This window comes from Mesorhizobium sp. C264A (genome assembly GCF_040324515.1).
Classification (GTDB): domain Bacteria; phylum Pseudomonadota; class Alphaproteobacteria; order Rhizobiales; family Rhizobiaceae; genus Mesorhizobium.
The window spans coordinates 1,484,707-1,498,943 of sequence record NZ_JAMYVY010000001.1 but is presented as its reverse complement, the minus strand read 5'-3'; the positions used below and the strand labels follow the sequence as shown (position 1 = coordinate 1,498,943).

Genomic DNA, 14,237 nt, shown 5'->3' with positions numbered 1-14,237 from the left:
AGGCCGGTTTCGGCCCTCAGGAAAGAGGTTCTCGTACATCTCGCGCTACGCATCCTCCCCTCTGATGAAGGGAGTGGCGGACGGCGCGAGGCCGCCCGCCGCTTTTACGCTTACTTCAGGTCGACCTTGGCGCCGGCTGCTTCCAGCTGGGCCTTGAACTTCTCAGCGTCAGCCTTGGAAACGGCTTCCTTGACCGGCTTCGGAGCTGCTTCGACCAGATCCTTGGCTTCCTTGAGGCCCAGGCCGGTGATGGCGCGGACTTCCTTGATGACGTTGATCTTCTGAGCGCCTGCCTCAGTGAGGACGACGTCGAATTCCGTCTTTTCCTCAGCCGGAGCAGCAGCAGCGGCAGCGCCGCCGGCAGCGGCAACCGCCACCGGAGCAGCAGCCGAAACGCCCCACTTTTCTTCCAGAAGCTTCGACAGTTCGGCCGCCTCGAGGACGGTCAGCTTCGAAAGGTCGTCTACGATCTTTGCCAGATCAGCCATTGTTGTATTCCTTCATCAGGTTCGAACGTGTGTTTGTGATAGCGAGGAACGGCCTCATGCCGCCTCGTCCTTCCGGGCGTAAGCGCCGATGACGCGCGCGACCGAAGCCGCTGGCGCATTGACGATCTGGGCGATCCGGGTTGCCGGCGTGGCGATCATGCCAACCAGCCTGGCGCGCAGCTCATCGAGCGACGGAAGTGTGGCGAGTGCCTTCACACCGTCGGCGTTGAGCGAGGTGGTGCCCATTGCGCCGCCGAGAATGACCAACTTGTCATTTCCCTTGGCGAAATCGGACGCGACCTTCGGCGCCGCAATCGGATCCTCCGAATAAGCGATCAGCGTCTGTCCCTTGAACAGGTCGATGATCGATGCGGAGTCCGTGCCCTGAAGAGCGATTTTGGCGAGACGGTTCTTCGCGACTTTGACGGTGCCACCGGCAGCGCGCATTTTCGACCGAAGGTCGTTCATTTGCGCGACGGTGATACCGGCGTAGTGGGCCACGACGACTGAACCAGCGCCTGCAAAAGCACCATTCAGGCCCGTGACGAGTTCGCGTTTTTCCGCTCTGTCCACTGCCTATCTCCAGTTGACCCCTGCCCCGCTAGTGGGACAGGCGTCGGGTTGCCTTTTTGCCGGCCGGGCCATCCATTACAGATCTCCCGAACGACGCTCGAGGATCCTGCCCCCTTTCGCCACATCGACGGCAAGCCGGAGATGCGCAGACAAAAGGCAAACACGGTTCGAACCTTTCATTGGAGCTTGTCGCTCCGTTGTCCGGTTTTCACCCGTCTCATGCAGGCCCAATTCGATTAAGGCTTCTGGGCCGCCTGCAATCTCGGACAGGATGTCCGGAAGCCTCTCGACTTCCGGTACCGGGCCGCCGACAAGTCGGAGGCCCGGAATTCACTTGCGGATCAACGCCTTGGCAGCCGATCCAGATGTTCGTATCAAGACGCTGCGAGCGTCGAGACGTCGAGCTTGAGGCCCGGGCCCATCGTCGAGGTGACCGACACCTTCTTGACGTAGTTGCCCTTGGCGCCAGCCGGCTTTGCCTTGGTCACGGCATCGGCGAAGGCGCGGACGTTTTCTTCCAGCGCCTTGACGTCGAACGAGACCTTGCCGACGCCGGCATGAACGATGCCGGCCTTCTCGACGCGGAACTCGACAGCGCCGCCCTTCGATGCCTTGACGGCGGCGGCGACGTCGGTGGTGACGGTGCCGACCTTCGGGTTCGGCATCATGCCGCGCGGGCCGAGCACCTTGCCCAGACGGCCGACCAGCGGCATCATGTCCGGCGTGGCGATGCAGCGATCGAAGTCGATCGTGCCCTTCTGGACGATGTCGACCAGATCCTCGGCACCGACGATGTCGGCGCCGGCGGCGCGAGCCTCATCGGCCTTGCCGCCACGTGCGAACACGGCGACGCGGACAGAGCGGCCGGTGCCGTTCGGCAGGTTGACCACGCCGCGGACCATCTGGTCGGCATGGCGCGGGTCGACGCCGAGGTTCATCGCAACTTCGATGGTCTCGTCGAACTTCACCGTCGAACGGTCCTTGAGCAGCTTCAGCGCCTCACCAAGGGCATAGGCCTTGTTGGGGTCGATGCCGTCACGGGACTTCGATACACGCTTTGCAATCTTTGCCATGATCTCAGCCCACCACTTCCAGACCCATCGAGCGGGCGGAGCCCTCGACCATGCGCATGGCCGCCTCGACGTCGTTTGCGTTCAGATCCTTCATCTTCTGTTCGGCGATGGCGCGCACCTTGTCGCGACCGATCGTGCCGGCCTTGATCTTGCCCGGCTCTTTCGAACCTGACGTCAAGTTCGCCGCCTTTTTCAGGAAGTAGCTCACCGGCGGCGTCTTCATGACGAAGGTGAAGGACTTGTCTTGGTAATAGGTGATGACGACCGGGATCGGCGATCCCTTTTCCATTTCCTGGGTCTGCGCGTTGAACGCCTTGCAGAATTCCATGATGTTGATGCCGCGCTGACCAAGTGCCGGGCCGATCGGCGGAGACGGCGTAGCCGATCCCGCTTTGACCTGGAGCTTGAGCTGGCCTGCAATTTTCTTAGCCATCTCTTTCCTGCCTTTATCTCATGCCGGCCCCAGTATCGGGAACACCGGCGGTTGCAGTCTGGTGGTGCGGTCCGCGCGGCCGGCTAAAGCCGCATTCGCCTCCCACCCGTTCATGGCCGCGCGCTTTCCGCGCCGCCTCCCCTTGCCGGGCGAACCGGCGCAGGGTTTTCGGATCAGCCCTTTTCGACCTGTCCGAATTCCAGATCGACCGGCACGGCGCGCCCGAAGATCGAAACTTCCACCTTGAGCCGCGCCCGCTCCTCGTCCACTTCCTGGACGAAACCGTTGAACGAGGCGAACGGACCATCCGAAACGCGGATCGCCTCGCCGATCTCGAAAGTGACCGAGGGCTTCGGCCGCTCGACGCCTTCCTGAACCTGGTTCAGGATGCGCTGCGCCTCGGCTTCGGTGATCGGCACCGGCTTGGAGTCACCGAGGAAGCCGGTGACCTTCGGCGTGTTCTTGACCAGCGAGAACACCGCATCGGTCAGATTGGCCTTGAGCAGCACATAGCCCGGAAAGAACTTGCGCTCGGCATCGACCTTGCGGCCGCGGCGGATTTCGACGACCTTCTCGGTCGGCACCACGATCTGCTCGATATCGGCGGACAGGCCCTTCTGCTTGGCCTTGTTCTCAATGTCCTCGGCGACCTTCTTTTCGAAGTTCGAATAGGCGTGGACGATGTACCAGCGCGCGGTCATTTCAAGACTTCTCCGTAATCGCCGGACTTAATGGCCGAGGCTCAGTAACCGCTCGATCGCGTAGCCCATGGCCACGTCGGCGGTGAAGAAAAAGATCATCGCGATGACCGCGAATACGAGCACCATCACCGTCGAGATCATCGTCTCCCGGCGCGACGGCCAAGTCACCTTGGCGGTCTCCGCGCGGACCTGCTGGAGAAAGACGAAAGGATTTGTGGTTTTCGAAGCCATATGCCGCTCTGTCTTCAAGACCCGTTGGCCGGGTCTCCTGGATGATCCCGCTGGCCGGGACGTGCCGCCTGGGTTCAACTCGGCGCCGAATCAGCGCCATTTCGCCCATGCAAATCGGACGCGTAAAGCCGGCTTCCCAGCTCCACGCGTCGCGTGTCTGTTGTGTCTACATAAAACCGATTCTTGATCCACGCAAGTGGCAAGTGTCCGCTTTATGACCAAACGCCGCCTCGGAACCATCCAGTCGTCCCGTCCCGGCTATCGGCGCCTTATGCCTCAGTTTGCCCAATATGGCAAGCCACCTGCCGTTTTTCAATGCCGGACCCGAATTCCGGAGGTGCATCCGGAAATCAGGCACGTGACTACAAGTTCGAGGAAATGGCGTTGAGGACGAACCTGCGACCTGCTGTTTTGGAAAGCAAATGAAGCACCCAAGGTTGGAATCCAGCTGCCCCTGGCGAGGCAGCTGGATCAACCCAGGGTTAGTTCAGGCACAGGCGAGTTCGACCCCGGCCACTGCGCCGATTCCGCGTGGTGGGCGTGGGCGCGGCGCGATCACTGCCGGGCACGGGGGCGGGTCGTCGTCATCGTCGGGGCCGAAAGAACGGCCACGACGCCGCCAAGCCTTGAGAGCGCTGCGGCGCGAGGAGGGTCGCCAAGGCAGCACTCGGCCTGAAGTCTCTTTCCCCAGCGTGGGTTTCTCATCCAGAGCCTTCAACGCCCTCAGAATCTGGTCGACAGGGATTACAGTGACGTTGTCCAGGCGGCGCAAGGCAGGCTGGTTTTCCACCGCGCAGGCATCGGACGCCCACGAGGAAAGCAGTGCCCGCTTTTCTCCACGGCTGAGGCGTGGATGGTTGATGACGTCGTCTGGATTGTCGAGCAGGCACAAAGAAGTTTCAATTTTGCCCGAGCGTGCCGCAGAAAGTGTCGGTGTCTCGTAGAAGTTGTCCATCTCCATTCTCCGCAATCTGGGCCTCCCGGCCGAAGCCGGGAGGCGGACCGCAGGGATAACTGAATCGATACGATCAGGCCGCTTTGCGGGTGCGTTCCGTATCCTGGGCGATCTGCTTGCCGCCCACCTGAGCGTCGCCGGCCCCGATGCTGATGCGGCGCGGCTTCAGCTCTTCGGGAATCTCACGGACGATGTCGATGGTCAGGAGACCCTTCTCAAGGTTTGCTGCCTTGATCTTCATGTGGTCGGCAAGCTTGAACGTCTGCCTGAAACTGCGGTAGGCGATGCCCTGGTGCAGCAGCTGGCGTCCGCTCTGATCATCAGCCTTCTGGCCTACCACGACCAGTTCGGGTCCATGCTGGGTCAGCTCAACCTCATCCTGGCTGAAGCCTGCGATGGCCATCGAGATACGGTAATCGTTCTCGTCGACCTTCTCGATGTTATAGGGCGGCCAGTCTGGACGCGTGCCGCTGTCGAGCATGTCGAAAAGCCGGTCGAAACCGACGGTGGTCCGATAGAGAGTATCAAAGGTTCTCATAGCCACATCCTCCTTGAAGCAACATGGGTACAAGGGCGCCGCCCAGCAGCGCCGTCTTTTGCCAAGCCAATCGGCCTCGGCGCGAAACGAATTAGGAAGGGCCGAAAACGGGTTCAAGAGCCCTGTTCAGAAAATTTCAGAAGCCAGGCCAGCATCCCGCTTCCAATAATTCGCAGCCGCTGAAAAGCAGCCGGCGGCAGCAAAATATGCCTATTCTGAATTGTGAACGCAAATGGCAATTGGCTCGCCAATGGCAGTTGGATCAAGGAAATCGGTTCGTGGAAATACGCCGACTTCGGCATTGCGCATCAGCGCTCTCGCTCTGCGCATGCCTTCGGAACGTCGCTCGTCGAGTACGCGGCTTCAGCCCAACCAAACGAGGAGCCAAAACAAGGCGTTTCTAAAATGCCGGATTCCAACGAGGAAAATGGCACGGGCAGCAGGGCTCGAACCTACGACCTGCGGTTTTGGAGACCGCCGCTCTACCAACTGAGCTATGCCCGTACGCGCGTTTCAGCGCAGGCGCTTCCTAAAAGCTTCCGGGCGCGCTGTAAAGAGTTGTCTGACGCGCTTTCAGATCCTTTGCCAAAATCCGAATAGGTGATGACCAGCCTGTCCCTGCCTATCTCGATTTTTCGCCTGCCTGAAGCCGCATGCCGGCGCTCAGCCCCCGGCCGGCGGCTTGTACGGCCCGCCCGGCACGCCCCAGCCCCAGGCCGGCATCGGTTCGGTCTGCGGGTCGCAGGTCTCGCCGAGGGTGGAATTCATCTTGGCAAGCCGTGACCCCCATTCGACATAGCCCATGAAGGCGGAACGGAATTCGGGATCGTCCGGCAGCCCGACCGCATCGGCGGCATCGGCAAGCAGGCTGATCCAGCGGCGGCGCTGTTCCTCCGTCAGATGCTTGCCCAAGTGATGCATGACCATCTCGCGATGGCCGCCATGCTGTTCGCTGTAGGTCTTGGGTCCGCCAAAAACCTCGCCGATGAAGGCCGCGACATGCGCGGGATGATCCGGCGACATGTGTTTGAACACTGGGCCGACCACCGGGTCGCGCGACACCTTGTCGTAAAAGGTTTCCGTCAGCCGGTTGAGGGCTTCGATGCCGCCGGCCCATTCGTAGAGTGTCGGGATGTCCTGGCTCATTGTCGATCCTCCGCCAGCCCGGCGCCGGCACGACGATAGCGGAAATCGCGCCCTGCTCAACCTGCCTCGATGGCGAGTGTGAACCCGCCGCGCTACAATTTGGCCGGCGCTTCGGCCTGGGCGTTGGGCGACGGCGCCACGCGGCAGTTCTCAGCTTTCGGCACCGACTTGCAGATGCCGGGACCCGTCAGCGCATCCACCGACTGGGGCCCGGTCGTCAGCCCGACCTCCAGCATCATATCAGGGTCGAGCTCACGCTCGGCGAAACGGTCCTGAAGCGCTGTGAACAGACGGGGGCTGATCGCCATCTCATTCAGATACGTCTTCACCAATTGCTTCTGTCCCATCAGGTGAAGCTGAGTCGCGCCTGGGGGCCGACAAACCGTCTGGCGCCACCGGCCAGCATGAGCGCGCAGGCCGAATCGCAGTCGGCTCCGGCGTCGAAGCTCAGCCCGGCATAGATGCCGTCCTCGACCGGGTCACCGATATCGGTGCGGCCAACGGCGACGTCGAGCTTCTTTTCATGGATGATCCGTCCGGTCGCCAGAGCGCTGAACAAGTCTCCGCCTCGTGAGCTGATCACCACGGGCAGCCGCCGGTTGCCAAGCGTGTCGAGTAATTGGCGCAATTTTTGCGGTGTCTGAGGCGTGATCGCGCCTTGCGCAGAAATCCATTGCGGACACTGCGGCGTGCAATGCTGGTCGCTGCCGCGGACCACGACAAAGCTCATATCCACACGAGCCGCTGCGGGGTCCGGCAAAGGCTTTGTGACAGCGGCGGGCTTGGCTGCCACATTCGCGAGCTTGACTGCGACCGTCGTGGCAGCGACCGGCGGCGTCGGCTTGCCTGCCGGTCCAGGCACTTCCCGGCAATTGGGAGCCGGCGGATCGAACATGCACAGACTTGCTCTGGTAAACAGGTCCAGAGTGTCCGTGCTGGTGGCCAGTTTCATCGTCAGCATATCGTGGAGGCCGATCTGCCTGATGTCGCTGGCCGGCGTCGCCTTCATCAAGTCCAGCACGCCCTGCCCGATACCCATCTCTCGGAGATAGGCCGAGATCTTTCTCGCGTACCCCTTACTCATCTCATAGGTCTTGTAGCTTTCACCGGGAGTGACGGTTTGCGTGGTGACCCGATATTTTTTGCCCCGTTTGACGCGATAGGTGGTCCGGTAGTGCGTTGTGGAGGGGAACCAGGTGGTCGTGATCTGGTGAACACCCAGATAGTTCCAGCCGCCGGCCACGCGCCGGACGCCTCCGGCAAACATTAGCGGACAGGCGGAATTGCAGCTGGCACCGTCAGACGCTCTGCCGAAAAAAGCCGTGCCCTTGCCGTAGTCGGCGCCACAACCCTCTGTCCCGGGCCAACAATCGGGAAACTCGGTCTTGCCTACGGCGATATCGAGCTTGTTCTTGCGGATTATCCGGCCAAGTTCGAGCGCTGCATTGACGTTGCCGCCAAAGGAATTGACGATAATCGGCAGTTTGCGACCGCCTAGCTTCTTCAAGGTGCGCTTGAGCAGGGCTGGCGTGCCGGCTGCGATGTCGCCTTCGGCGGAGATCCACTCCGGACAATTGGGCTCGCAGCCCGGTGCGTTGCTGCGCGCGACGACAAACTTCATCTCCGAGCGATCCTCGGACCATATCGTCGGATCATTCGTCGGATAGGGCACTCCCTGCAGAGGGAGCAATGTCTGCCATGTCCCGGGGGCGGCATCCTCGGCCTTCGCGGCGAAGGCAGCCATCGCCATCGCGGCCACCGTCGCCAGCCGAACCAGCCCGCGCCGCCACCTTGCAGCATTGTCTGAACGGTGTCCCCAAACCACGCCCGGCAAACCCCTCAATGCAATCCATAATAGTTGCGGCGACGGTGCTTGCAATAGCTTTGACCAACCGTGCAATACTTGTGCCGCGCAACGCCGGAAACAAAAAGGCAGCCCAAAAGACCGCCCTCTCCTGGTCGATCCGGCTGACACCGGCTCGACTATTTCTCGATGGTGATGACGACGCCGGCACGACGGTGCGGCCGCCTTCACGGAAGGCGAAGCAAGGCTTCTCTTCCATGACGATAGGCGCGATCAGCCATTGGACGACGGCACCACGCGGCAATTCTCAGGTTTCGGCGCCGACTTGCAGATGCTGGAACCCGTCAGCGCATCCACCGACTGGCGCCCGGTCGTCAGGCCAACCTTCAGCATCATGTCGGGTTCGAGCTGGCGCTCGACCGAACTGCCCTGGAGCGCCCTGAACAAAGCGGGGCTGATCGCCATCTCGTCGAGGTAGGACTTGACCGCCTGCTTCTGCCCCATCAGATAGAGGCTGAGCCGCGCCTGGGTACCGACAAGCCGCCTGGCGCCACCGGCCAGCATGAGCGCGCAGGCCGAATCGCAGTCGCCGTCGCCATCGACGCTCAGCCCGGCATAGGCGCCTTCCCTGGCCAGGCAATTCCACTCTGCCGGGTCGCAGCCGACGAAATCGGTGCGGGCAACGGCAACGTCGAGCTTCTTTTCATGGATGATCCGGCCCGCCGCCAGGGCGCCGGAGAGGTCGCCGCCTCGCGAGCTGATCACCACCGGCAGCCGCCGGTTGCCAAGCGTGGCGAGCAATTGGCTGAGTTTCTGCGGCGTCTGGGGCGTAATCGCGCCTTGCGCTGCAATCCATTCCGGGCAGTCGGGATTGCAGAGCGGGTTGCTGCCGCGAACCACGACAAAGCGCATGCCGTCATCGTGCGGCGCGCTCTCCGGCTTCACCGGCAGCGGCGCAGCCTTTGCCACATCCGGCAGGCCGCCGGCTGGCTTGTTCGCCGGTATTTCCCGGCAATTCGGAGCCGGAAGGTCCAGCCTGCACAGGCTTGCGCTGGTCAGCAGATCTGCAGCGTCTTCGCTGGTGACCAGCTTCATTGTCAGCATGTCGCTGAGGTCGATCTGCTGGATGTCGCTGGCCGGCGTGCTCTTCATCGTCTCGATGATGCTGAGGTCGACACCCATCTCCTTGAAATAGGCGGACAGCTTGCGCTCCACCCCCTTGCTCATCTCGTAGGTCTTGTAGCTGCCGGTGTTCTTGCGGCTGACGACCTTCTTGCTGATGACCCGCTTCTTGCCTTTCACGATCCGGTAGCGGACCTGATATTGCACGTTCATCTGCACGATCGTGGTGGTGATCTGGTGGACGCCGAGATAGGCCAGCGGCCCGACCAGGCGCCTGGTGCCGCCGGCCAGCATCATTGGACAAGCGGATGCGCAATAGCTGCCGAGCACATAGGGGCTGCCGATATAGTGCTCGCCTCTGGCGTCGTTCTCCTTGCAGTTTTTCACCCCTGGCTCGCAGCCGACGAACCAGGTCCTGCCGACCGCGATGTCGAGCTTGTTCTTGCGTATCATCCGGCCCATGGCGATGGCTGCATCGACATCGCCGCCGGGAGAGTTGATGACGATCGGCAATTTGCGGCCGCCGAGCGTTTTCAGGGCAGCCTTGAGCAGCGCCGGCGACTTGGCCGATATCGCACCCTCGGCCGATATCCATTCCGGACAGCTCGGCTCACAGCCCGCCGCGTCGCTGCGCACGACGACGAACCGCATCGGCGGATCCGGATCCGGCTCTGAATTTTTGTCTCGGCCGCCAAGGCGGCAGTGCCCATGGCAAACATCGACACCAGGCAGATCAGCCCCAGTGCCCACCATGACCGACTATGCAAACGGTGCTGTGGAACCATCCGACCAAGCCCTCAATGCAATCTATACTGTAGAGGCTCACAGACTTGCAACAGAGATTGGGACCCCAAAACAGGCACATCTGGCCAACGAAAAAGGGCGGCCCGAGGGCCGCCCCTATCCGTTTCGATCCGGCGATGCCGGGCTCGATTACTCTTTGATGGTGACGACGATGCCGGCACCGACGGTGCGGCCGCCTTCACGGATGGCGAAGCGCAGCTTCTCTTCCATGGCGATCGGCACGATCAGCTCGACATCGACCGTGATGTTGTCGCCGGGCATAACCATCTCCGTGCCTTCCGGCAGCGACACGATGCCGGTCACGTCGGTCGTGCGGAAGTAGAACTGCGGACGGTAGTTGGTGAAGAACGGCGTGTGACGGCCACCTTCGTCCTTGGTCAGGATGTAGGCTTCGGCCACGAACTTCTTGTGCGGCTTCACCGTACCGGGCTTGGCCAGAACCTGGCCGCGCTCGACGCCTTCACGATCAACGCCGCGCAGCAGCGCGCCGATGTTGTCGCCGGCCTGGCCCTGATCGAGCAGCTTGCGGAACATCTCGACGCCCGTGCAGGTCGTCTTGGTCGTCGGACGGATGCCGATGATTTCCAGTTCCTCGCCGACCTTGACGATGCCGCGCTCGACGCGGCCGGTCACGACCGTGCCACGGCCCGAGATCGAGAACACGTCTTCGATCGGCATCAGGAACGGCTTGTCCAGCGGACGAACCGGCGTCGGGATATAGGCATCGACCGCAGCCATCAGCTCGCGGATCGCGTCTTCGCCGATGGTCTTGTTGGAATCTTCCAGAGCAGCCAGCGCCGAACCCTTGACGATCGGAATGTCGTCGCCGGGGAACTCGTTCTTCGACAGAAGCTCGCGAACCTCGAGCTCGACCAGTTCGAGCAGCTCGGCATCGTCGACCTGGTCGACCTTGTTCAGGAACACCACGATCGACGGCACGCCGACCTGACGGGCAAGCAGGATGTGCTCGCGGGTCTGCGGCATCGGGCCGTCGGCGGCCGACACGACCAGGATCGCGCCGTCCATCTGCGCAGCGCCCGTGATCATGTTCTTCACATAGTCGGCGTGGCCGGGGCAGTCGACATGGGCGTAGTGGCGCGCAGCCGTCTCGTATTCGACGTGCGCCGTCGAAATCGTGATGCCGCGGGCCTTCTCTTCGGGCGCCGCATCGATCTGGTCGTAGCGCTTGTATTCGCCAAAATACTTCGTGATCGCCGCCGTCAGCGACGTCTTGCCATGATCGACGTGGCCAATCGTGCCAATGTTCACATGAGGCTTGTTACGCTCGAATTTACCTTTTGCCATAGTCTCTTTCCTTGGACGGCCTTGACCTTCAGTTCAGTCGAATGCGGGGCGATTAGCGACTACGGCCGAAAAACACAAGTGCCTTGTGGCCGGGTGCGCTGTCCACTCGGTGCGAACCGATGATCCGATTGCGGGGATGTGGCGCTGATATAGGAACGCGCGAACGGAAATGAAATGGGGGCTGCGGGCTCCAGCACCTGTTTGCTATTCCCGCCCATGTCCTGTCCCGCCCATGTCCTGGCCTTTGCCTGCCGGATGTGCAGCCGGCGCCTGGCCCATTGCCGCTGCGGCGGCGGTCTGATTTGGTTGCCCCATGCAATTCATACCGACCTCCATACGCGGCCCGCTGTTCATGATCGTTTCGACGGGGTCGTACCTCGTCAACGACACGATGATGAAGCTCGCCACAGCGGGATTGCCGTCCTATGAAGTGCTGTTCCTGCGCGGGGTCGCGGCCACGCTATGGGGCATGCCGCTGCTGTTCCTGCTGGGCTATGGCAGGCAGATCCCTTTGATCTTCGACAAACGCGTGCTGCGCCGCAACCTGCTCGAGCTGGCGGCCATCCTTTGCTACGTCGTGGCGCTGGCCAACATGCAGATCGCCGATTCGACCGCGCTCGGGCAGATCACCCCGCTTTTGATGCTGGTCGGCTCCTCCATCCTGTTCGGCGAACGGATCGGCGGCGTGCGCATGGCGCTGATCGGGCTCGGCTTCATCGGTGCGCTTATGGTGGCCCAGCCGACCATGCAGGGCATCTCGGTCTATGCGTTGCTGGCGCTCGGCAACGCGGCATTGGCGGCGGCGCGCGATCTTGCCGGCAGGCGGGTCGCGGCCGAAGTGCCGGGCATGATCGTCGCCATTTCCGCCGTCGTGGTGGTGCTGATCGGCGCGGGCGCCGCGCATCTCGTTTCCGAGCGCTGGGTGATGCCGGAAGCCCGGCACCTGCTGCTCATGGCCGGCGCCGGATTCTTCCTGATCTTCGGCCATTTCTTCATCTTCATGGCCTATCGCGTCGGTCCGACCGGCGTGGTGGCGCCGTTCTACTACTGCTTTACCGTCTGGGCGGTCATCTCAGGCGTGCTGGTATTCGGGCAGTTCCCGAATGCCCTGGCGGTCTGCGGCATCCTGCTGGTGGTCGCGAGCGGGCTGACCATCGTCTCGCTTGATGAACGCAAACGCAGGCTGACCGTCGTCGCCTGACCTTCAAGTCAACGCGTCGAAGCAGGTTTGGCCGTCCTGCGGTCAGCCAGTCGGCAGACTGGTGCCTAAAGCGTTCGCTTGCCGGAGAACTGGTGATAGGCCCACAGCACGACCACCGCGCCGATGACGGCGACGATCAGGCTCCAGATGTTGAGGCCGGTCACGCCCGTGGCGCCAAAGGCGCTGAAGATCAGCCCGCCGACGATGGCGCCGACAATGCCGAGCACGATATCCATGATCAGGCCCTGGCCGGTCTTGTTGACGATCTTGCTGCCGATAAAGCCGGCGATGACGCCGAGGATGATCCAACTGATAATGCCCATTTTTCCTCTCCATTCCCCCGCCGGCCGATCATGGTCACATGATTGTCAAAAGCTCAAGCCAACTTGAATTTCCGCCCGCATGCTCCATTGTAGCCGGCGGGACGGGCTTGGTCGTTATGGAGGATTGACCTATGGGACTTTTTGACAACGCCGTACCTGGCGGCAACATCACCAAACCGCTGATGATCGCGCTCGGCGCGCTGCTGGTGGGAAAGATGCTGAGCGGCAGAAGCGCCGAACAGACGAGTGCCGAAGAGACGGGCGAGCCCGCCCAGCCTCAAACGCCAGCCCCCACCGGAACCACGGCCTCAGGGGATGGCGGCCTGCTTGGCGGACTGGGCGGACTGCTCGACAAGCTCAAGACTGCCGGCCAAGGCAATGTCGCTGACTCCTGGGTCGGCACCGGACAGAACCAGCCGATCAACGCCAATGATCTCGGCAAGGCGATCGGCCCGCAGGTCATTCGAGAGATCGCGCAAAGGACCGGACTGGACGAGCAGGAGTTGCTCAAGCAATTGTCCACAGCCCTGCCCGGCATTGTCGACAGACTGACGCCGAACGGACAGGTGCCGCAGCAACACCAGGTCGCGTCCGCCTTCAACAGCTAGACTTCTGCGCCTGCATCACGCGCAAACACGCCCGGCACCGCCTTGCGGCTGTCGGGCGTTGCTGCGACCAGCGCCGCGAACCGCCTGGCAGTCGACGCATCGACCGGCGTGTAGACGGAAACCGAGAAATCACTGTCGCGGCCGCCCGGCTGCACGTGGCGAAATCGAACGACATCGCGCCGGCGACAGGGTGCCGGATGGATTTCCGCCAGATCGGTGGCTCGGCGATGTCGCGGCTGTTCCAGCACGTGGCGAACGCTTCGCTTGCCGCTTCCAGTGACGAAACCAGCGCAGCCAGCACCGGATCGCGAGTCATGGCGACAGTGGCAAGCCGGAACTGCGCCGCCGCCGAGCGCAAAACCTCCGGCCAGTCGACAAAGCGCTGCCGCCATTCCAGGTCGAGAAACAGCCGGGCGAGCAGGCTGCCGGACCACTCATCATCCGTCTCGAAATCCCCAAGCAGCACCGCCGCCGGATGGTTACAGGCGACGACCTGCCAGTAGCGATTGACGACATATGCCGGGTGCGGCGCCAGCCCGTCGAGCAGGCTGAGCAACGGCGCGCTGGGCAGGCCTTGCGCGCCGAGCCGGTTTCGCCAATCGAGATCGGGCCGCGCCAATTGGAAGAGATAGGCCTGCTCCGACCGGCTCAGTCTCAGCACCCGCGCCAGCGAGCGAAGCACCTGCGGCGACGCGTTCACCTCCCGTCCCTGCTCGAGCCAGGTGTACCAGGTGGTGCTGATCCCCGCCTGGGCGGCGACCTCTTCGCGCCTGAGGCCCGGCGCCCGGCGGCGGCCATTGGCGCCATCGATCCGCGGCAAGCGGTCCCGCCGCTCGCGCAGGAAGCGGGCAAGCTCATCGTGCCGTGGGCCGTCGTATGGCATGCAGTCACCTCCGATACCAGTATAAGCTATAGTCTTGTACTACTTTAAA

The 14,237-nt window shown here is 62.4% G+C and carries 17 protein-coding genes and 1 tRNA gene; 2 read left to right on the top strand and 16 right to left on the bottom strand.

The genetic code is table 11. The features are described from left to right. Positions 1-110: 110 nt before the first annotated feature. The 14 genes from rplL to tuf all read right to left on the bottom strand — a co-directional run bounded on the left by rplL (position 111) and on the right by tuf (position 11,173). Positions 111-488, bottom strand: a complete 378-nt coding sequence (gene rplL / locus NKL04_RS07305; protein ID WP_023667436.1) for a 50S ribosomal protein L7/L12 — start codon at positions 486-488, stop codon at positions 111-113. A gap of 54 nt (positions 489-542) precedes the next feature. Beyond that, complete coding sequence (rplJ, locus tag NKL04_RS07300) at positions 543-1,061, bottom strand: 50S ribosomal protein L10 (protein WP_023667437.1); 519 nt, start codon at positions 1,059-1,061, stop codon at positions 543-545. Positions 1,062-1,435: 374 nt separating this feature from the next. Next, positions 1,436-2,134: a 50S ribosomal protein L1 gene (rplA, locus tag NKL04_RS07295; RefSeq protein ID WP_023667438.1), complete on the bottom strand. Its 699-nt coding sequence runs from the start codon at positions 2,132-2,134 to the stop codon at positions 1,436-1,438. A 4-nt stretch (positions 2,135-2,138) separates the two neighbouring features. Continuing rightward, positions 2,139-2,567 (bottom strand): 50S ribosomal protein L11, encoded by a 429-nt coding sequence (gene rplK, locus NKL04_RS07290; protein WP_006333334.1) that lies wholly within the window; start codon positions 2,565-2,567, stop codon positions 2,139-2,141. 173 nt (positions 2,568-2,740) lie between these two features. Next, positions 2,741-3,268, bottom strand: a complete 528-nt coding sequence (gene nusG / locus NKL04_RS07285) for a transcription termination/antitermination protein NusG (RefSeq protein WP_006333333.1) — start codon at positions 3,266-3,268, stop codon at positions 2,741-2,743. Between the two features lie 27 nt (positions 3,269-3,295). After that, complete coding sequence (secE, locus tag NKL04_RS07280; RefSeq protein WP_023667439.1) at positions 3,296-3,499, bottom strand: preprotein translocase subunit SecE; 204 nt, start codon at positions 3,497-3,499, stop codon at positions 3,296-3,298. A 487-nt stretch (positions 3,500-3,986) separates the two neighbouring features. Continuing rightward, positions 3,987-4,454 (bottom strand): hypothetical protein, encoded by a 468-nt coding sequence (locus NKL04_RS07275; RefSeq protein ID WP_156951509.1) that lies wholly within the window; start codon positions 4,452-4,454, stop codon positions 3,987-3,989. 73 nt (positions 4,455-4,527) lie between these two features. Then, positions 4,528-4,992, bottom strand: coding sequence for an Hsp20 family protein (locus tag NKL04_RS07270; RefSeq protein ID WP_023695292.1), 465 nt, complete (start codon positions 4,990-4,992; stop codon positions 4,528-4,530). A 428-nt stretch (positions 4,993-5,420) separates the two neighbouring features. Beyond that, positions 5,421-5,496, bottom strand: a tRNA-Trp gene (locus NKL04_RS07265). A 159-nt stretch (positions 5,497-5,655) separates the two neighbouring features. Next, positions 5,656-6,138, bottom strand: a complete 483-nt coding sequence (locus NKL04_RS07260; RefSeq protein ID WP_023694880.1) for a group II truncated hemoglobin — start codon at positions 6,136-6,138, stop codon at positions 5,656-5,658. Positions 6,139-6,230: 92 nt separating this feature from the next. Next, positions 6,231-6,467 carry a hypothetical protein gene (locus tag NKL04_RS07255; RefSeq protein ID WP_245271463.1) on the bottom strand — a complete coding sequence of 79 codons (237 nt, stop codon included), beginning with the start codon at positions 6,465-6,467 and terminating at the stop codon, positions 6,231-6,233. A 17-nt stretch (positions 6,468-6,484) separates the two neighbouring features. Then, positions 6,485-7,888, bottom strand: coding sequence for a COG3904 family protein (locus NKL04_RS07250; protein WP_245271464.1), 1,404 nt, complete (start codon positions 7,886-7,888; stop codon positions 6,485-6,487). A 327-nt stretch (positions 7,889-8,215) separates the two neighbouring features. Then, positions 8,216-9,715, bottom strand: coding sequence for a COG3904 family protein (locus tag NKL04_RS07245; protein ID WP_352723468.1), 1,500 nt, complete (start codon positions 9,713-9,715; stop codon positions 8,216-8,218). A 282-nt stretch (positions 9,716-9,997) separates the two neighbouring features. Continuing rightward, complete coding sequence (gene tuf, locus NKL04_RS07240) at positions 9,998-11,173, bottom strand: elongation factor Tu (RefSeq protein WP_023723394.1); 1,176 nt, start codon at positions 11,171-11,173, stop codon at positions 9,998-10,000. 313 nt (positions 11,174-11,486) lie between these two features. Between tuf and NKL04_RS07235 the strand changes: the two genes are divergently transcribed. Next, entirely contained in the window at positions 11,487-12,374 is an 888-nt protein-coding gene (locus NKL04_RS07235; protein WP_023681464.1) for a DMT family transporter, read from the top strand. 65 nt (positions 12,375-12,439) lie between these two features. Here NKL04_RS07235 and NKL04_RS07230 read toward each other — a convergent pair whose 3' ends face one another. Then, positions 12,440-12,697, bottom strand: a complete 258-nt coding sequence (locus tag NKL04_RS07230; protein ID WP_023667446.1) for a GlsB/YeaQ/YmgE family stress response membrane protein — start codon at positions 12,695-12,697, stop codon at positions 12,440-12,442. 131 nt (positions 12,698-12,828) lie between these two features. Between NKL04_RS07230 and NKL04_RS07225 the strand changes: the two genes are divergently transcribed. After that, positions 12,829-13,305: a YidB family protein gene (locus NKL04_RS07225; RefSeq protein ID WP_023681465.1), complete on the top strand. Its 477-nt coding sequence runs from the start codon at positions 12,829-12,831 to the stop codon at positions 13,303-13,305. Here the strand turns inward: NKL04_RS07225 and NKL04_RS07220 are convergent. Further along, positions 13,295-14,188 (bottom strand): helix-turn-helix transcriptional regulator, encoded by an 894-nt coding sequence (locus tag NKL04_RS07220; RefSeq protein WP_023681466.1) that lies wholly within the window; start codon positions 14,186-14,188, stop codon positions 13,295-13,297. The genes NKL04_RS07225 and NKL04_RS07220 overlap by 11 nt on opposite strands. Positions 14,189-14,237 lie beyond the last annotated feature (49 nt).